Origin of the sequence: Planococcus sp. SE5232, assembly GCF_050686535.1 — a bacterium.
Taxonomy (GTDB): domain Bacteria; phylum Bacillota; class Bacilli; order Bacillales_A; family Planococcaceae; genus Planococcus.
The window spans coordinates 331345-349079 of the sequence record NZ_JBOGCP010000001.1 but is presented as its reverse complement, the minus strand read 5'-3'; the positions used below and the strand labels follow the sequence as shown (position 1 = coordinate 349079).

The 17735-nt window shown below is 45.4% G+C and carries 17 protein-coding genes and 1 pseudogene; 3 read left to right on the top strand and 15 right to left on the bottom strand.

What is annotated here, in order from left to right; translation table 11 throughout:
• Positions 1-5: 5 nt before the first annotated feature.
• The 6 genes from ACRC6Q_RS01605 to ACRC6Q_RS01580 all read right to left on the bottom strand — a co-directional run bounded on the left by ACRC6Q_RS01605 (position 6) and on the right by ACRC6Q_RS01580 (position 6378).
• Positions 6-1259, bottom strand: coding sequence for an MFS transporter (locus tag ACRC6Q_RS01605; protein WP_431465631.1), 1254 nt, complete (start codon positions 1257-1259; stop codon positions 6-8).
• Positions 1260-1304: 45 nt separating this feature from the next.
• Positions 1305-2807 carry a sodium:solute symporter family protein gene (locus tag ACRC6Q_RS01600; RefSeq protein WP_431465630.1) on the bottom strand — a complete coding sequence of 501 codons (1503 nt, stop codon included), beginning with the start codon at positions 2805-2807 and terminating at the stop codon, positions 1305-1307.
• The gene (locus tag ACRC6Q_RS01595; protein WP_431465629.1) at positions 2800-3060 is read right to left on the bottom strand and encodes a hypothetical protein; all 261 of its coding nucleotides are present in this window, start codon (positions 3058-3060) and stop codon (positions 2800-2802) included. The genes ACRC6Q_RS01600 and ACRC6Q_RS01595 overlap by 8 nt, the downstream gene beginning before the upstream one ends.
• Positions 3061-3123: 63 nt before the next feature.
• The gene (gene leuD, locus ACRC6Q_RS01590; protein ID WP_431465628.1) at positions 3124-3729 is read right to left on the bottom strand and encodes a 3-isopropylmalate dehydratase small subunit; all 606 of its coding nucleotides are present in this window, start codon (positions 3727-3729) and stop codon (positions 3124-3126) included.
• A gap of 2 nt (positions 3730-3731) precedes the next feature.
• Positions 3732-5150 (bottom strand): 3-isopropylmalate dehydratase large subunit, encoded by a 1419-nt coding sequence (gene leuC, locus ACRC6Q_RS01585; protein ID WP_431465627.1) that lies wholly within the window; start codon positions 5148-5150, stop codon positions 3732-3734.
• 19 nt (positions 5151-5169) lie between these two features.
• Positions 5170-6378, bottom strand: a complete 1209-nt coding sequence (locus ACRC6Q_RS01580; protein WP_431466313.1) for a CaiB/BaiF CoA transferase family protein — start codon at positions 6376-6378, stop codon at positions 5170-5172.
• Between the two features lie 379 nt (positions 6379-6757).
• On the opposite strand from ACRC6Q_RS01580, the gene ACRC6Q_RS01575 reads away from it, so the two are divergent.
• Positions 6758-7429: a GntR family transcriptional regulator gene (locus tag ACRC6Q_RS01575; protein WP_431465626.1), complete on the top strand. Its 672-nt coding sequence runs from the start codon at positions 6758-6760 to the stop codon at positions 7427-7429.
• Positions 7426-8301 carry a hydroxymethylglutaryl-CoA lyase gene (locus tag ACRC6Q_RS01570; RefSeq protein ID WP_431465625.1) on the top strand — a complete coding sequence of 292 codons (876 nt, stop codon included), beginning with the start codon at positions 7426-7428 and terminating at the stop codon, positions 8299-8301. Before ACRC6Q_RS01575 ends, ACRC6Q_RS01570 begins: the two co-directional genes overlap by 4 nt.
• Before the next feature lie 192 nt (positions 8302-8493).
• On the opposite strand, the pseudogene ACRC6Q_RS01565 reads toward ACRC6Q_RS01570, so the two are convergent.
• Positions 8494-9257: pseudogene (locus tag ACRC6Q_RS01565) on the bottom strand (NAD(P)-dependent oxidoreductase); the annotation flags it as partial.
• 126 nt (positions 9258-9383) lie between these two features.
• On the opposite strand from ACRC6Q_RS01565, the gene ACRC6Q_RS01560 reads away from it, so the two are divergent.
• Positions 9384-10334, top strand: coding sequence for a carbon-nitrogen hydrolase family protein (locus ACRC6Q_RS01560; RefSeq protein ID WP_431465624.1), 951 nt, complete (start codon positions 9384-9386; stop codon positions 10332-10334).
• A gap of 82 nt (positions 10335-10416) precedes the next feature.
• Here ACRC6Q_RS01560 and ACRC6Q_RS01555 read toward each other — a convergent pair whose 3' ends face one another.
• From ACRC6Q_RS01555 to ACRC6Q_RS01520, 8 genes are all read right to left on the bottom strand, one after another.
• Entirely contained in the window at positions 10417-10953 is a 537-nt protein-coding gene (locus tag ACRC6Q_RS01555) for a glutathione peroxidase (RefSeq protein WP_431465623.1), read from the bottom strand.
• Between the two features lie 216 nt (positions 10954-11169).
• Positions 11170-11928 carry an SDR family NAD(P)-dependent oxidoreductase gene (locus tag ACRC6Q_RS01550; RefSeq protein WP_431465622.1) on the bottom strand — a complete coding sequence of 253 codons (759 nt, stop codon included), beginning with the start codon at positions 11926-11928 and terminating at the stop codon, positions 11170-11172.
• 88 nt (positions 11929-12016) lie between these two features.
• A complete protein-coding gene (locus tag ACRC6Q_RS01545; protein ID WP_431465621.1) occupies positions 12017-13024 on the bottom strand; it encodes a LacI family DNA-binding transcriptional regulator in 1008 nt (335 codons plus the stop codon).
• Positions 13025-13030: 6 nt separating this feature from the next.
• Positions 13031-13867 carry an SDR family oxidoreductase gene (locus ACRC6Q_RS01540; RefSeq protein WP_431465620.1) on the bottom strand — a complete coding sequence of 279 codons (837 nt, stop codon included), beginning with the start codon at positions 13865-13867 and terminating at the stop codon, positions 13031-13033.
• The gene (uxuA, locus tag ACRC6Q_RS01535) at positions 13864-14940 is read right to left on the bottom strand and encodes a mannonate dehydratase (protein WP_431465619.1); all 1077 of its coding nucleotides are present in this window, start codon (positions 14938-14940) and stop codon (positions 13864-13866) included. The genes ACRC6Q_RS01540 and uxuA overlap by 4 nt, the downstream gene beginning before the upstream one ends.
• Before the next feature lie 13 nt (positions 14941-14953).
• Positions 14954-15574, bottom strand: a complete 621-nt coding sequence (locus tag ACRC6Q_RS01530) for a bifunctional 2-keto-4-hydroxyglutarate aldolase/2-keto-3-deoxy-6-phosphogluconate aldolase (protein WP_431465618.1) — start codon at positions 15572-15574, stop codon at positions 14954-14956.
• A gap of 18 nt (positions 15575-15592) precedes the next feature.
• Positions 15593-16549 carry a sugar kinase gene (locus ACRC6Q_RS01525; protein WP_431465617.1) on the bottom strand — a complete coding sequence of 319 codons (957 nt, stop codon included), beginning with the start codon at positions 16547-16549 and terminating at the stop codon, positions 15593-15595.
• 118 nt (positions 16550-16667) lie between these two features.
• Positions 16668-17702 carry a Gfo/Idh/MocA family protein gene (locus tag ACRC6Q_RS01520; RefSeq protein WP_431465616.1) on the bottom strand — a complete coding sequence of 345 codons (1035 nt, stop codon included), beginning with the start codon at positions 17700-17702 and terminating at the stop codon, positions 16668-16670.
• Positions 17703-17735: the final 33 nt, after the last annotated feature.

Genomic DNA, 17735 nt, shown 5'->3' with positions numbered 1-17735 from the left:
TGCTCTCATTTTTCAATTTCGCTGCTCTGATTTTCTTTTTTCACGATGACCATCGCCAAAAGCAACAGAGCGATGACTGCCGCAAGCATGAGTGCAAGGAACAGCCAGCCAAACGTGAATGCACCGGTGACATCGACGATATACCCGAACAGCGGCGGTCCGATGATGACCCCCCATGAACCAAGGGTCAAACTGAAGCCGCTGGCGATTCCTGCCTGTTCAATCGGCACCAGCTCTGTCGCAGCGTTCATCCAAATGCCGTTGAAGCCGGAAATACAGAAGCCGAACAGCACAGTGATCGGCACCATGAGCCAGAACGGGGTTCCTGCAGGAAGCTGGCTGATGACCAGGGATGTCAGGATCGACAGGGAAGCGATGATGACCAGGACAATGATTCTTTTGCCGCCAAACAAGTTATCGCTGATGACTCCCCATGCGACACGGCCGAACGAACCGCTGACTTCGGAAATGACCAGCAGCATGCCTGCCAGAACAAGACTGATGCCAAGATGCTCGTAGGCGAACAGGACGATATAAGTATTTAAAATAAGCTGGCTCCCGCTAAGGCCCATCGCTGCAAGACTAACCAGAACTAGGGGCTTTTCGTTGAACATCTGAAGAATTGAGGCAAACAATCGGGTAGGTTTTTCTGCGCCTTTCGCTTCTGCTGCCGGCGGGTCATGGTAGAACCTGTAGGCGAGCATTCCCGTGATGATCAACAGTGCACAAGCACCGAACAAGACTGGTCGCCATCCCCATGCAACAGCAGCGGGAAGCAGCAGAAGTGCCGCCAGTGCGGAACCTAAAGTTACGCCCATCTGCTTTATTCCCATGGCTGTTCCGCGCTTTTCGGAAAACCAGTAGATAATGCCTTTATTGGACGTCGGATGCATCGTTCCATACCCGATTCCTCCCAGCACCACCATGAACAGCACTACCGCATAAATCGAAGTGACTGTCATGAGAATAAAAGACAGACCCAGACAGAGGGACAAAAGAAAGAGCAGTTTTTTCGATCCGATTCTATCAACCACAAAACCGGCTGGAATCGAGACCAAAGACTGCCCTAAAAATAGTGCCGCCGGGAGCATGCCGATCTGTGCTTTGGTCAGCGACAGGTCTTCTCCTATCAGCACCCCGAGCGGCGCAAGGCTTCTGCCGACGAATGCCACCATAATCTGGGCAATCAGGAGCCACGTGAGCATACGCCAAGGATTGATATTAGCGACTGCATCCTTGTGAAGAATGGTTTTATTCATACGGGGTCATCTCTTTTACAGGCTTAAGACAGAAAGCATTCTCCGTTAAGCCAAGTCGATTTTTTTCAGGTCTTCCTTCTCTTCTTCTGTTGCAGTTACTGTCACGAGGTAAGAGCCGACAACCGCAATCAGGAAGTTGGCAGCTAAACCAATAACTCCACCATGAACGCCAAATACGGTTTTATGTCCGGTCCACGTAAGGACTCCTGCAATAATGGCTCCTGTTAACATCCCCCAAAATACAGGCTGTGCAGCCATTCGCTTCCAGTACAAACCGAGAACAAAGGCAGGGAATACTTGAACCAGCAATTCGAACTTTAAGACAAAAATTTCATATAAAGTCGCTGGAGGATACCAAGCGATCCATAACAGGATAGCAACAGCAAAGATACCCGTCACTTTTCCGACTAGCACTTTTTTACGCTCCGGTGCATTCGGATTGATGAATCGGCTGTAGATATCGTTTGACACAATAGACGAGAAACTCAACAGCACAGAATCCGCTGTGGATACAATCGCGGCAACAATCGCTCCGAAGAAGATGATCATCACCCAGTAAAAGAATCCGTTGATGCCTGCTATTTCATTGGCCATCAAACCAACCAGCTGTTCTGATCCCGCTACATCCAGATTAGGAATAAGTGCAATCCCTAAAATTCCGATGATGAATACAAGTCCAGTAGTAATCGGTGGCATCCAGGCCATCCGGGAGAATGAACGCTTTAGCGTACGCTCACTTTCAGCTGCAAAAATTCGTTGGACTGCATGTGGGTAAATTGCAGCTCCAAAGCCGACTAGCAAGATCATACTCAGCCAGTTGACCGAAGTCATCATCTCTGGGACCCCAAGTTTGGCAGGTTCTGTTTCAGCAATAAATTGGGTTGCGCCTGCAAAATTGCCTCCGACCAGGTACACAGCTCCAACAAGGAAGATTACGATTCCCACCATCAATACAAGCCCCTGCATGACATCAGTGAAAGCAACCGCTTTCATCCCACCCAGCCATTCGTAAATCAGCATGACCAAAACAAAGGCGATAACGGCGACTTGATATGGAATGGTCCCGCCCGTCAGGCTTGATGCTGCCTGTCCGATAGCCACTAGCTGCTCCAAAAGATAATTTCCCAGTCCCCAAAGCATTAGCAATACAGCCAAAATGGTAACAGCCTTGGATTTAAAGCGATAATTGATCCAGTCTGCCGGCGTAATGAAGTTCAGCTTTTTGGACACTACATACAACCTTGGTGCAAATAACAAATAGACACCAATGATAATCGTCATGAACGTGATGGACTGCAACCAGGCAAAACCAGTCCGGTAAGCAGTCGGTGCATATCCGATAATCGTATTTCCACTGTATTGTGTCGCATACAGCGTGAAGAACAAAGCGATGAAGCCAAGATTTTTCCCTGCTAAGTAATAATTGCTCATGCTATCATGAAGCGTTTTGTCGCCGCGCCCTGAGAAATAACCAATCAGCAGCATGACAACAGCATAGGCAGATAAGATTAAGACACCATCCATACCTGAAAAGGTTAAATCATTCATTCAATTTCCCCCTCTTCTCTTCTTCTTCAACATCTTCTACGATATTCCAGTGCTTTAAAGTTGCCCAGCTCAAGTAAGCGCAAAGCAAGAGAGAAAAACCTACAATAATCCATGCCCAGTAAGGGATGCCTAAAATCAGCGGTTCATACGAGCCTGCCGGCATATACCATGGAACATTCCCAAGAACGATCAGTACGAGAACGATCCATATCCATTTCTTGCGGATTGGTTCTTTGATTGACTTATTGTCCATAAATAAGCTCCTTTTTTACGTACCGTAATCTTAACCATCTTAAAAATTCATTTCTTGGCCACTTCATTTTAATGAGTAATAAACATTATGACGACGTTCAAAATCAGTTATTTCCGTTTCATATTGAATCGTTGCGGAAATTTCATCGAGTCCTTTCAGGAGCATGTCGCGGCGGTATTCATCCACTTCAAAACTCTTTTCATAGCCCTGTCCATCTGTAATTACATTTTTTTCCAAATTGACCGTCAGCTGATAGCCAGGAATGGCGGCAGATTTCTCAAACAGCTGCTGCACGTCTTTCGCTGACAGCTGAATAGGCAGAATGCCGTTTTTAAAACAGTTATTATAGAAGATATCCGCAAATGACGGCGCGATGACCACACGGAAACCGAAATCTTCGATTGCCCACGGAGCGTGCTCGCGCGATGAGCCGCAGCCGAAATTTTCCCGTGTCAGTAGAACTGTCGCGTTGCGATAGGGTTCCCGATTCAACAGGAAATCGGGATTTTCCTGGTCTTCTTCATAGTAGCGCCAGTCATAAAACAAGAACTGGCCATATCCACTTTTTTCAATGCGTTTCAGAAATTGTTTCGGGATGATTGCGTCCGTGTCGATATTCGCCCGGTCTAGAGGCGCCACAATTCCGCTATGAGTTTTGAATGCTTCCATGATTACACCTCTTCTCCGATTTTGACCGGCCAATCGCGGACATCCACAAAATGTCCTTCGACCGCCGCTGCCGCTGCCATGGACGGGCTGACTAGATGGGATCTTGAATCCCTCCCCTGCCTGCCCTCGAAGTTGCGGTTCGAAGTCGAGGCGATTCGGTCTCCCGGCTTGGCGATATCCGGATTCATTCCCAAACACATGCTGCATCCGGCTTCACGCCACTCAAATCCGGCATCTGTAAAGATTTTCGCCAAGCCTTCATCTTCCGCCTGCTGCTTGACCGACTGTGAACCCGGCACCACTAAGGCGCGAACTCCTGATGCTACCTTGTAGCCATTGACCACTTTGGCAGCTTCCCGCAAATCCTGAATGCGTCCGTTTGTACAGGATCCGATAAAGACTGTATTGACGGGAATATCCGTTATCGCCGTTCCAGGCTTTAAATCCATGTAGGCCAGCGCGCTTTTAACCATTTGCTGCTTTTCTTCTGCAACATCCGACGGTCCAGGCACAGTTCCGTTTATGCTGGCAACAAGACCCGGATTTGTTCCCCATGTCACCTGTGGTTCGATTTCTGAACAATCAAAGTCAACTATACGATCAAAGTCCGCTTCCTCATCGCTGTGAAGCTGCCGCCAATCTTCCAGCGCCGTCTCCCATTCTTCTCCTTCGGGCACGTATTCCTTCCCTTTCAAATAGTCGAAAGTTGTTTCGTCCGGCGCGATAAGGCCGGCGCGTGCACCGATTTCAATGGACATATTGCATACTGTCATCCGTTCTTCCATCGTCAGATTGCTGATGGCTTCGCCGCGGTACTCAAGTACGTAGCCGGTACCGAAATCATGTCCGAATTTTCCGATCAGTGCGAGAATCAAATCTTTCGCCGTTACTCCGATAGGCAGCTGGCCGTTGAAATTGATGGCCATTGTTTTCGATTTATACTGCTTAAGGGTCTGAGTCGCCAGTACATGCTCCACTTCGCTTGTGCCGATGCCAAAAGCAAGTGTCCCGAAGGCCCCATGTGTAGCGGTATGGCTATCGCCGCAGACAATCGTCTGTCCCGGCTGCGTCAAACCGAGCTCCGGCGCGATGATATGGACGATTCCCTGTCTGCGGCTGAACAGATCAAACAGTTTAATGCCGAATTCCTTGCAGTTTTGCCGCAAAGCCTCCACTTGCTTCTCAGCTATTTTGTCTTCGAACGGAAGGTGGCGGTCTGTTGTCGGAATCGAATGATCCATCGTTGCCAATGTCCGATCCGGCCTGTGGACTTTACGGTTTGCCAACCTAAGCCCGTCAAAGGCCTGAGGTGACGTCACTTCGTGAATCAAGTGAAGATCGATATAAATAATATCCGGCTGTGCTTCCTGTTCCACCACAACATGACGGTCCCAAATTTTTTCATAAAGTGTTTTGCCCATAACGGCTCCCTTCTTTCAGTCAGATGATTTGATTGCTCTTCAATTCCTTCAACTTTTCTTCATCGTAATTCAATAAGTTACCGTAGACTGCTGCATTATCTTTGCCGATGGATTCGGCTCCGACGTGCTTCACTTTTCCAGGCGTCCGGCTAAGTTTCGGAACCACTCCTGGCATTGGAAATTCACCGAGAACTGGATGTTCCGTCTTAATGATCATGTCTCTTGCAGCATAATGCGGATCTTCCACAATATCTTTCGCCGAATAAATCCGACCCGAGGGAACCCCTTTTTCTGCCAGTATTTCAAGCACCTCTACCGTATCTTTGGATTTTGTCCATTCTTCGATTAATTGGTCCAGCTCTGTCATATGCTCACTTCTGGCATGATGAGTATGGTATTTCGGATTATCGAACAGTCCCGGCTGGCCCATCGCTTCGCAAAGTCGTTTGAAAACACCGTCAGCGTTTCCACCGATGACAACATAGGTACCTTCTTTTGTCAGATAAATATTAGAAGGTGCCACCCCCGGCAAAATGTTGCCCATCCGCTCACGTACATAACCGGCCAGCAGATAATCGGGCACTGTACTTTCCATCACGGAAAATACCGATTCATAGATTGCCGTATCAACCATTTGGCCTTTTCCTGAGAAATGGCGCTCATTCAAAGCCGTCAAAGTACCGATTGTCGCAAATAATGCCGCCAGCGTATCGCCCAGTGATACACCAATCCTGGAAGGTGCTCTGTCAGGGAATCCTGTAACATGGCGAATGCCCCCCATCGCCTCGCCGACGCTGCCGAATCCCGCACGTTTATGGTAAGGGCCGGTTTGGCCATAACCTGATGTGCGCGTCATGATGATCCGCGGATTGATTTCGGACAATTCTTCGTAAGATAAATTCCATTTTTCCATAGTACCTGGCCGGAAATTCTCGATTATAATATCCACTTCTTTGACTAGATCCTTAAAAATCTCCTGTCCTTCCTGCGTTCTTAGATTCAAGGTCACAGACTTCTTGTTTCGCGACTGTATGGGCCACCAAAGTCCTTCCCCATCTTTTTGCTGTCCCCATTGCCTCATCGGGTCCGCTTTGTCTGGTGCTTCGATTTTGATGATTTCTGCCCCGAAGTCACCCAGCATCCGTCCAGTAAATGGTCCCGCAAGCAATGTCCCCAGTTCTAGCACCCGGATTCCTTCGAGTGGTGTTCTTTCTTGTTCTTCTGTCATCGTCGCCGATTCAGGAGTCTTTCCGTCTGCTTCCATTGTGTGATTATTTGCTGTCATCTATTGCACCTCCGAGGTATAGTTCTTTATCCTTGAAATAGGCGCCTCATTGAGAACGCTTTCTTTTCCCAGCATAGCTACTGTCCATTTCTAATTGGCTGCTAACCTTTTTTGAAAGATTTTTATCCAATAAACAAAATCTTCTAACAATTAGCAATTGATTAAAAATTATCATATTGTATACAGTACGTCAACCGATTTTTTAGTTTTTCTTTTCAGTTGGGTAAATTCAGCATTAAAACAGCTAAATAAGAAGTTTTTTTAATTATAGATTGCTGTCCCTTACTTTACTGTATACAATAATTAAAAGAGAGGGGATTATATGAATCCATATAACGCGATTAAAGATGCTATAATTATCGGAGAATACGAACCAGGCAAGCGTTTAACAGAAGAAGCTCTTGCAGAAGCGCTGCAAGTTAGCCGTACTCCAATTCGGGATGCCATTAAACAACTGGAGTCGGACGGGCTGATCATTCCATATAAACGCAGAGGCTATATCGTCAAGGAGTTTTCCATTGAAGACATCCGCCAAATCTATAATTTGCGCGCATTGCTTGAAAGCCACGGTGCTAGTGAAGCCGCTCTAAACCGTACCAATGAAGAACTGCAATTCATGCACGAAAAAAATACAGCTTATGAGCAAGCCATCACCAAACTAAAACGATCCGATATCTCCACGATAAAAAATATTCAGCAAGCCAATCAGGATTTCCATGAAGAAATTTTTAAAGCGACTAAAAATGAACATCTCAGGTCCCACATTTCCAAGCTCGTTGTCGTCCCTTTGATTTTCCGTTCATTTTATTGGTATAACGAACGCCAGCTTCTTCGTTCTCTGGAAGTGCATAAAACCATTTTAAAGGCGATTGAGAATCGAGAACCGGAACGTGCCAAAATCGCCATGCAGGAACACATCTATCAAGGTCGGGACGATGTACTGATTCAGATGAACAATCCCAAAATCGATTTATGGAAAGGAGAAGCTCAATGATCGAAATTTGCGAAGTGGGTCCTCGTGACGGACTGCAGAATGAAAAGAAACTGATAACCACTGACCAAAAAGTCGAATTGATTACCAAACTGATCGATGCCGGCATCAAAAAAATTGAAGCAGTATCATTTGTAAATCCCAAAGTAGTTCCACAGATGGTGGATGCTGAAGAAGTGATGAAGCAAGTCCCCAAGGTTGATGATGTTTCTTACGCCGGGCTTGTGCTGAGCTATTCCGGCTTGAAAAGAGCGTTGGAAACCACTGTCGATACTTATCATGTTGTAACAGCAACAAGTGATGCGTTCAATTTAAAGAATGCTAGAAAAACAGTTGATCAGAATGTAACGGAGTTAGTGGAGGTCATAAAAGAAGCGGCTGATGCGAAGAAAAAAGTAGCAGGTGTTCTGGGCACAGCTTTCGGTTGTCCATTTTCTGGAGATGTGCCCGCTAACCGGGTCCTTGAAATAGCCGAAGCTTTCATCAAAGCAGGAGCGACCGAGATTACTTTGGCCGATACGACTGGGCTTGCCAATCCCCTTCAAGTCAGTCAATTGGTTCAAGAATTCCAAAAGCAGTACGGCAATGAGATTAAATTCGGCCTTCACTTCCACAATACAAGAGGTTTAGGATTGGCCAATGTATTAGCAGGCTATCAAGCCGGGATCCGCCGATTTGATTCCTCAATCGGCGGTCTCGGCGGCTGCCCATTTGCGCCCAAAGCCGTCGGCAATGTCTGTACCGAAGACATGGTCAATATGTTTGCCGGAATGGACATTGAAACTGGAGTGAGTCTTCAGAAACTAGTGGATACCGCTTTATGGATGGAATTGCAGATGGAGCGGCCATTGGACGGGATGTTAATGAAGCTGTAACATCCGGGTGGCCTGTTTTATTTTTTGAGATTGCCCATACTTATACCCCGACACTATCATTTGCCCGAAAACTGCATGTTGCCGTATCGCGGATTCGAAAATGGCACAAGATAAGTAAGCAAGAAAGCACAGCCGAAACGGGTTTCCCCCCTTCTCGGCTGTGCTTTTCAAATCCAATTAGATGCTATAAATTCATTCCAATTTCTGCATTTGTTCTTTATTGAGCCACACGAGCGGTTCCTGACCATTTTTAACCCGAACAATCTCTTTTGCGCAATCCAGGGACATGGTGTTCATCGCCTCTTGTGTCAAAGCGGCAAGATGAGGTGTGGCAACCAGATTATCCAGCCTTAGTAACGGATGATTAGCAGAAACAGGTTCCTGTTCAAAGACATCCAGTCCCGCTCCAGGAGTCTCCCCTTTGTCCAAAGCTCTGATCAAAGCCCTTTCATCCACCACGGCCCCTCTGGCACAATTGATCAAAATCGCGCTGTTCTTCATCTTTTCAAATTGCTGCTGCCCCATCAGGTGATGGGCCTCCGGCGTCAAAGGCACAATCAGGACGACGAAATCGGATTTCTCCAGTAAGGCGTCCAGTTTGCTGTAAACGATGCCGTATTTTCTTCGAGTGCGGGTTTCGGCGTCCTGCTGTTGTAGAGGACTTCCATTTCAAAACCGAATCTCGCTCTTCTGACAATCTTCTCGCCGATGCGGCCCATGCCGATGATGCTCATTGTGGCATGATGCACGTCGACGCCGAATAAATCCCGGCTGTCCGTTTCCTCATCCCATTTCTCTTGTTTGACGAAATCGTTCAATTCCGGCACCCGTCTCGCAGTGGCCAGCACCAGGCTGAATGCCAGGTCCGCAACCGTTTCATCTAACACAAAAGGCGTGTGCGTGCCAAGAACTCCATGCTGTTTCATGGCTTCCAGGTCAAAGGAATCGTAGCCGACGCCGAATTGCTGATGACTTTTAGATTGGGTGCCTGCACCAGCACCCTATCTACATCCTTTATTTCTTCCATTTCAAGAATATTATAACAATGATAAACTTGAATTTGACACGAAAGGATGAGATCGATGAAAAAATACACTAAATTTAAAGTAGCCGTCGTCCAAGCCGGCTCAGAAATTATGGACAAGGAAAAAGGCGTGTTGAAAACAGTTCGACTGATTGAAGAAGCAGGAGCTCAAGGGGCGAAGATCATCGTCTTCCCCGAAGCGTTCATCCCTGCCTATCCGCGCGGCATGTCGTTTGGTGCAGTCGTGGGCAGCCGCTCTCCGGAAGGCCGGAAAGATTTCAGGAAGTATTGGGATAATTCCATCACAGCGCCAGGCCCTGAAACGGAAGCAATCGGCAAGGCCGCGAAGCAAGCGGGTGCTTACATCGTCATCGGCGTCATCGAAAAGGACAGTTCCGGCAGCCAAGGCACGTTGTATTGCACAGCCTTGTTTTTCGGTCCGAACGGCGAACTGCTCGGCAAACACCGTAAGCTGAAACCGACCGGCTCTGAACGGCTGATCTGGGGACAGGGAGACGGCAGCACCCTGCCGGTATTCGATACGCCTTATGGTCGCCTCGGGACACTGATCTGCTGGGAGAATTATATGCCATTGGCGCGTGCAGCGATGTACGAAAAAGGCATCCAGATCTACGTCATGCCAACTGCTGACGCGCGTGATACGTGGACAGCGACCGTTCGCCACGTCGCTGCGGAAGGCCGCTGTTTCGTCCTGTCCTGCAACCAGTATTCAACAAAATCCATGTATCCCGAAGAAATCTCATCGCGGGATGAATTCAAGCAGTTGCCGGAGGAGATGTCGCGCGGCGGCAGCTGTATCGCCGGACCATTGGGAGAATTGATCGTAGAGCCGTTCTACGGCGAGGAATCGATCCTCTATGCAGAACTCGACCTGGATCAGATCGCTGAAAGCCAGTTCGACTTTGAAGTAGCCGGCCATTACTCGCGCCCGGATGTTTTTCAGCTGAGTGTTAATGAGAAGGCGCAGAAGACGGTGGTTTGGGAATAAGTAAAGAAATTCATAAAAGCACAGCAGGAACGGGTCTTTCTCCGCTCCTGCTGTGCTTTTTCGATTTCAATTTCCAGATCCATCAGACGGTTTCATTCAATAATTGCTCAATAACTTTTTCCATCGCCTTCGGCTTCACAGTCGGCGCAAAACGATGGACGACATTTCCTTTGCGGTCGATCAGGAACTTCGTGAAGTTCCATTTGATGTCGGAGCTTTCCAGCATATCGCGATCTTCTTTCTGCAACTTGCCTGCCTCGTCAAACTCCTCGTCCGCCGGAGCCTGTCCGCGTAAATACCGATAAAGCGGATGGGCAGCTTCGCCATTCACTTCAGTTTTTTGAGCAAGCGGAAAACTGACCCCATAATTGACCGAACAGAATTCCGATATTTCCTCATCTGTTCCCGGTTCCTGTCCGCCGAACTGGTCACACGGAAAGCCGATGATCTCAAATCCTTTTTCTTTATGGGTTTTATACAGCTCTTCCAATTCTTCGTATTGAGGGGTCAATCCGCATTTACTGGCTGTATTCACAATCAGCAGCACCTCGCCCTGATACTTCTCGAACTGCATTTCTTCACCAGTTGATAATTTTGTTTGAAACGAATAAATCGACATGGATATCCTCCTCTTTCATGGGTGCTGGATATCTCAGCTTCTGTTCCCGGCTTAGCCAGCTCCAGAAGTTGCGGCTCCCCATCTTCCGTAAAATTTCTTCCGGTAGTCTTAGTATCCTGCTTTTCGGCGGCAGATACAAACTTGATGGTTTTTCCCAAGAAGAATGAAGAAGAATGATATTTTTTTAATACACCTCAGAAGACTGCTTTTTATCTCTTAATCCATTAACATGCCGCCATTTACTTCAATAATTTCTCCTGTAACATAACTTGCTAATTCTGAAGCTAAATATAATGCCGCTCCTGCAATTTCCTCCGCTGTTCCCGCACGGCCAAGTGGTGCGGAGGCTACCATTTTTTCAACAAGTTCAGGGGTCGAGTATCGTTCATGGAACGGCGTTTCAATAACTCCTGGAGCTATCCCGTTGACACGAATTCCATTTTCCGCCAACTCTTTTGCCAATCCTCTGGTTAAAGTACTGACTGCGCCTTTGGCAGCGGCATATGTAACTGCGCCTCCACCTCCTCCATTTCTAGCTGCAATTGAAGTCATATTAATAATGGCACCAGTTTTCTGCTGTTTCATAAGGGGGAGAACAGATTGAGTTACTTGAACTACAGAAGTGAAATTAATTGCTATAATTTTTTCTAGTGTTTCCAACTCAATATCTTCTACTTTTGCACGCTTCACCATTGTTCCTGCATTATTAATCAAAATATCGATTCGCCCAAATTTTTTATCTATTTCTTCCGTCATCCGATCGACTTGGCTTCTGTCGGTTACATCGCCCAGAACAAGAAGGCTCTTGCCTCCCATGCTTTGAACTTCTTCCCATGTTTTTTTCGCTGCAGCTTTATTGCCATTTCCATGGACAACGACTGATGCGCCATTCTCTGCGAACTTAACAGCGATCGCTCTACCAATTCCGGTACTGCTTCCTGTCACCCAAACTACTTTTCCATTTAAGTTAAACATTTTTACGCCTCCTGAATAGCGTTATTTTAGGCTGTGCCTATTGCTCATTCCACTTTTTTTTACTTAATCGAGAGATTATTGAGGTGCATCAACAAGAACTTCTATTTATGAAAATTGGTTCCATACGATATATTTCGGTTTTTTCGGTTTTTCTTTCGTCACTGATTTTTTCTAATAACAATTCGGCTGCCTTGTTGGCCATATCGACCTTAGGCTGTTCTACGACCGTTATCGGCGGCATATAAAAGCCGGCAAATGACACATCGTCAATACCAATGACAGCTACATCTTCGGGAATTGACAGCTGATGCTCTTTTACATATTTTAAGAGTTCAATCAACACAATATCGTTTCCTGCCAAAATGGCTTCGGGTGGAGAATCGAGCAGAAATAATTCAGCCAAAACATTTTGAAGATTTTCAGTGTCAGCCGTTTTTATGTAGTCAAGCTGAATTGGCAGAAGATGCTTTTTAAGCGCTTTTTTGAATCCTTCAATCCGCTCTACGCGTGGACTTATGTTCCTTATAACGGATGTAGTGACAATGGAAATCCTTGAATGATTGCATTCAACAAACCGATCAACAGCCAATTCCGCTGCTCGATAATTATCGAGCATAACAGTATCAATATTAAAGCCATCAATTTTTCTGTCCACGAAAACAATTGGAAATCCGTTTTTTTCCATCTGTTCATATAAGTCGAGATTGCCACCTGTAGGAAATATGACAAGGCCATCGACTTGTTTCGCCAACAGCATTTCAATATAATTCCTTTCTTTCTCCGGTTCGTCATCAGCATTGCAAATGATAGTATGGAAGCCATGCTCAATAAATTTAGTTTCCAATGTCCGTATGACATGGGTTGAAAAAGAATGGAGAATATTGGCGACAACTACCCCTACTGTATAAGTCGTCTTTTGTTTAAGACTCCTGGCTACACTATTGGGATGGTAATTCAATTCTTTAATTGCCGCTTCAATTCTTTTTTTCGTACTTTCACTCATGTATTCATAGCGTTTATTCAAATACTGCGAAACAGTGCTTTTAGAAGTATTTGTATACTCAGCCACTTCGGCCATCGTCACATTTTTTTTCATCCTTGATCAAACTCCTGAATAAGCCATAAAGCCTCCATCAACTGCGAGCGTCGTACCAGTGACAAATGAAGAATAGGATTCATCTGCCAGGAATAGGAGCGCCCCCAAAAGATTTTCGGGTTGACCAAATTTTTTCATTGGCGTTGCCGTTAATATTTTATTGCTCCGCGCTGTCGGATTGCCATCTTGATCGAGCAATAAATTCCGATTTTGTGTCGTCAAGAAAAAGCCTGGTGCGATGGCATTGACGCGCATGCCCGTTTCTGCGAAATGGACAGCCATCCATTGCGTAAAATTATTGATGGAAGCCTTGGCTGCGCTATAGGCAACCACTTTTGTCAGTGGTGCATAAGAACTCATTGAAGATAAGTTTACGATGGCTGGTGCATCACTTTTTAATAGCTCTTTGCCGAATACTTGGCAGGCTAAGAAAGTGCCCGTGAAATTAACGGAAAATACTGATGAAAAACCACTTTCATCCAAATCAAAAAAAGATGGTCCTGCTGCGCCGTCTTCATGGAGTTCGGGACCCGTGATGGCATCCGGATGGTTACCTCCAGCCCCATTTACCAATAAATCGATTCGGCCAAAATTTTCAAGTACTTGTGCTTTTACTTTTTCGAGTGATTCACGATTTAAAACGTCAGCAGCTAGCGCTATTGCCTGCCCACCTAGATCTGCAATCTCTTGTGCTACGCTTTCACCCTTTTCAGCTGTTCGATTCAAAATCACTACTTTCATGCCTTGACGCGCTAATTCCCGCGCCATTTCCGAACATAAAACACCGCTGCCTCCTGTGATTACTGCAACACGCCCATTTAAGTTTTCATGAATTGGTATCATTTCACATCCTCCGTTCTTCTAATTTCGTAGGCATCCCATAATCCAAGCAAATACATAATTCCAAGTGCACGATCATACAAGCCGTATCCAGGGCGGCAAACTTCTCCCCAAATATGGCGGCCATGGTCTGGACGGACATAGCCGCTAAAATTCTGGCCATGCAATTCTTTAACAACACCTTTAACATTAATAGAGCCGTCCTGTGTATAATGAGAGGTTTCTGTAAAATCGCCATTATCGTAAATTCTTACATTACGGATATGTGCGAACGGCGAACGGCTAGCATACTTTTTCGCTATTGCGGCCATATCATTTGATTTGCTTGCACCCATAGAGCCTGTGCAAAGTGTAAAAGCATTTGAAGGAGAATCGGAAATTTCAATCAATTTTTCATAGCTTTTTTCACTTGTGATGATACGGGGCAATCCAAAAATCGAAAAAGGCGGATCATCAGGGTGGATAGCCATTTTAATTCCCGCCTGCTCTGCTACAGGTAAGATTTCCTTCAAGAAAGCCGCTAAGTTTTCCCACAATTTCGCTTCATCGAGTTCTTTATAAGCATCGAATAATTCTGTAATACGGTCCAACTTCTCGGGCTCCCAACCCGGCAAGGTTAAATCCGATGCTTCGCTGACTGTACGGATCAACTCTCTTGGGTCAGTGTTCTCCACTTTTGCATTTTCAAAGAATAAAGCTGTTGAACCGTCTTCCAACGGATGGAACATTTCGGTCCGTGTCCAGTCAAAAATCGGCATGAAATTATAGCAAATCACTTTGACACCAGCTTCACCTAAATTGCGGATAGATTCTTTATAGTTTTCAATATAGCGGGCACTGTCATCATTACCGAGTTTGATAGACTCGTGAACATTAACACTTTCCACCACATCAGCATGGAAACCATGAGATTCGATGTAATCGATTTCCGCTCCAATTTCTTCCTTTGTCCAAACTTCCCCAGCTGGTTTGGCGTGAAGTGCCCAGACAATTCCTTGGACTCCAGGAATTTGTTTAATATGCTTGAGTGTAACCGTATCGTTTCCTTGGCCATACCAGCGAAATGTCATATTCATAAAAAGGACTCCTTTACTGTATGCTTTTCTGCATGTATTTTTGCGTTAGTTCTACTGCCGCATTAAAGCCTCCAGCTGCGTATGCTTTGTTCAAATCACTGCCGATTCCGGCTGCTACCGCTCCAGCTTTCAGCCACTCTTGGATATTATCGAGATTGATGCCGCCTGTCGGCATAATACGCACATGTGGAAGTGGACCATTAACCGACTTGATGAATGCTGGCGAAAAGTTATTCGCAGGGAACAATTTGACAATATCGCATCCCGCTTCTAATGCTTTGACCATTTCACGAATCGTCATACAGCCCGGCAGATAAGGGAGTCCGTAACGATTGCAAACCGATGAAACCTCTTCATTGAAATGGGGGCTGACAATAAACTTTGCACCTGCCAAAATGGCATGACGTGCTGTTTCTGTGTCCAGTACTGAACCGGCTCCCAGCAGGATGTCCTGTCCGTATAAAGCTTCGAATACCCTCTGTACTTGCGGAGTTGTATAAGTCAGTTCAATAGCACGTATACCGCCTTCAATTGCAGCTTTTGATAATTCGATCGCTTCATCCGCACTATTGCCCCTAATAACCGCCACCACTTTAGTCTCCGTTATGCTTGATAATATTTCATGTTTCAGCATTCTGCCTTCTCTCCTCCTTCATCGTTCAATAAGCTTTTCTTTACGGATTAACGAGAAAACTTCTTGAAGATAAGGAAGTCCTTCATTATCTCCAGAGACGGTGGTCACAAGTGCTCCTACTCCATTTGCAAATTCCAGAGCATCTTCTGGGCTATAACCATGAAGAGTTGAATAAATATAACCAGCATCAAAACCATCTCCAGCCCCTACAGTATCAACAACTTTCACTTGGAAAGCAGTTTTCGAATACCAGTGGCCCTCTTGGTAAAGCCTGGAACCATTGCCCCCATCTTTTATAACAAGCTGCTCAATCCCAAAGCGTTCAGCAAATTCTTCTAGAGCTTGATCCGAAGCACCTTCATTAATCAATTCGATTTCATCCAAGCCCGTCAATAAGATATTAATAGACGGTAAGATCTCAATGTAGGCTGCTTTCGCTTGCTCTAATGTCCATAACTTCAATCGGATATTCGGATCAAACGAGACTTGAATTTCTTTTTTGCCAGCAATCTTCAGCACTTTCTTGGCGATCGCTAAATTTTTCGAATCGATGGCCAGAAAAACCCCAGTCAAGTGGATCAAATCTATTCCTTCGAACATCTCCTCTGTAATGTCTTCAGGTTCCATTGTTAATATGGGCGACTGATAGCGATAGTAAAATGTTTTGCCTGTTCCATCTTCGCGGATTTCTTTAAAATTCAGCGAAGTCGGATAGTTTTCTACTAAGTTTACATCCGACATATCAATTCCTTCACCTCGTGCAAAATTATAAATGACACGTCCAAATTCATCTCCGCCCAACCGGCTTGCCCACTTTGTATCCATTCCCAAACGCGCACAGCCAATAGCAAAGTTCAGTTCCGCTCCACCGACTTTCCGTGTAAATGCTGGAACATATCGAAGTGGTCCCGTTTCTGAAGGATTAAATGTAATTAAAGCATCACCCAATGTAAAAACTTTAAAGTTTCCTGCCATAATCGTTTACCTCTCTTATCTCATTATCATAATTTAATAGATTACTTCATAAAAGTATGGTAGCGAAGGTTCTCAACCCACTGCAATATAGTTAGAAACTGTGCTGGTGAATTAAGAATCAGGAAAGCTTAACGGCCTTTCCTGTCTCAGCAGATTCATAAATAGCTAATATTAACTCAAGTGCTTTAACTGCTTCTTTTCCATTAACCAGCGGCTCAGTTCCATTCAGAAATGCTTGAACAATGTCCTCATATTGACGAATGAAAGAAGGGCTATGATCAGCGGTCTGCGTATTTTTTCCTGTACTGGCATTTTGAGATTCTCGAATATGTTGATCGAGTACTTCGTTTTTGATATGCCACTCTACAACTTGATCCGAATCGATGCGTACACTCCCTGAATCGCCAAAAACGTCCAAGCTTGTATTGAAGCCTGGATATGCTGCTGTATTTCCTTCAATGATGCCGAGTGCTCCTGAAACAAATTTCACATTCGCCACTGCAACATCCTCTACATTAATTCGTTCATGCGCGCGAGTAGCACAATAACCGTGAACTTCTTCTACCGGTCCCATAATGTATAACAGTAGATCTATATAATGAATGGATTGATTCATTAATGCACCTCCGCCATCAAGCTGCATTGTCCCACGCCATTTGCCGCTGTCATAGTACTCTTGCGGCCGATACCATGTAGTGCGGGAAGAACCGAAATTTAATTTCCCCAATCTATCATTATTGATAGCTTCTTTAAGTTTGATGATTCCTGTATCAAACCGATGCTGAAAAATACAGCTTAGCTTAACATTCGCCTTTTCACATGCTTGTACTAACTTTTCAGCTTTTTCTAAAGTAACATCAATCGGTTTTTCGACAATAACATGCTTGCCTGCCCCAGCTGCCTTTATTCCAAATTCCGCATGAGTTCCACTTGGCGTTAAAATGACCACTGCATCAATTCCATCACTTTTCAGTAATGATTCGTAATCGCTGAAAGCCTGCACACCGTACTCCTGTCCCCATTCACTTGCTTTATCCGCATTTCTGGAATAGAGAGCAGTCAATTGAGCATTTGGGAGTTTATGTATAGCTTGAATATGCTGTTTGGCTATAGTTCCACAACCCACAATTGCAAAATTCACCTGCTGATTCAATAGCATCCACTCCTCACTGTGCTTAATCTTGTG

Bases quoted from the DNA above. Each gene is read 5' to 3' on its own strand.
- ACRC6Q_RS01605 (WP_431465631.1), bottom strand. From the start codon at position 1,259: ATGAATAAAACCATTCTTCACAAGGATGCAGTCGCTAATATCAATCCT.
- ACRC6Q_RS01600 (WP_431465630.1), bottom strand. From the start codon at position 2,807: ATGAATGATTTAACCTTTTCAGGTATGGATGGTGTCTTAATCTTATCT.
- ACRC6Q_RS01595 (WP_431465629.1), bottom strand. From the start codon at position 3,060: ATGGACAATAAGTCAATCAAAGAACCAATCCGCAAGAAATGGATATGG.
- leuD (WP_431465628.1), bottom strand. From the start codon at position 3,729: ATGGAAGCATTCAAAACTCATAGCGGAATTGTGGCGCCTCTAGACCGG.
- leuC (WP_431465627.1), bottom strand. From the start codon at position 5,150: ATGGGCAAAACACTTTATGAAAAAATTTGGGACCGTCATGTTGTGGTG.
- ACRC6Q_RS01580 (WP_431466313.1), bottom strand. From the start codon at position 6,378: ATGACAGAAGAACAAGAAAGAACACCACTCGAAGGAATCCGGGTGCTA.
- ACRC6Q_RS01575 (WP_431465626.1), top strand. From the start codon at position 6,758: ATGAATCCATATAACGCGATTAAAGATGCTATAATTATCGGAGAATAC.
- ACRC6Q_RS01570 (WP_431465625.1), top strand. From the start codon at position 7,426: ATGATCGAAATTTGCGAAGTGGGTCCTCGTGACGGACTGCAGAATGAA.
- ACRC6Q_RS01560 (WP_431465624.1), top strand. From the start codon at position 9,384: ATGAAAAAATACACTAAATTTAAAGTAGCCGTCGTCCAAGCCGGCTCA.
- ACRC6Q_RS01555 (WP_431465623.1), bottom strand. From the start codon at position 10,953: ATGTCGATTTATTCGTTTCAAACAAAATTATCAACTGGTGAAGAAATG.
- ACRC6Q_RS01550 (WP_431465622.1), bottom strand. From the start codon at position 11,928: ATGTTTAACTTAAATGGAAAAGTAGTTTGGGTGACAGGAAGCAGTACC.
- ACRC6Q_RS01545 (WP_431465621.1), bottom strand. From the start codon at position 13,024: ATGAAAAAAAATGTGACGATGGCCGAAGTGGCTGAGTATACAAATACT.
- ACRC6Q_RS01540 (WP_431465620.1), bottom strand. From the start codon at position 13,867: ATGATACCAATTCATGAAAACTTAAATGGGCGTGTTGCAGTAATCACA.
- uxuA (WP_431465619.1), bottom strand. From the start codon at position 14,940: ATGAATATGACATTTCGCTGGTATGGCCAAGGAAACGATACGGTTACA.
- ACRC6Q_RS01530 (WP_431465618.1), bottom strand. From the start codon at position 15,574: ATGCTGAAACATGAAATATTATCAAGCATAACGGAGACTAAAGTGGTG.
- ACRC6Q_RS01525 (WP_431465617.1), bottom strand. From the start codon at position 16,549: ATGGCAGGAAACTTTAAAGTTTTTACATTGGGTGATGCTTTAATTACA.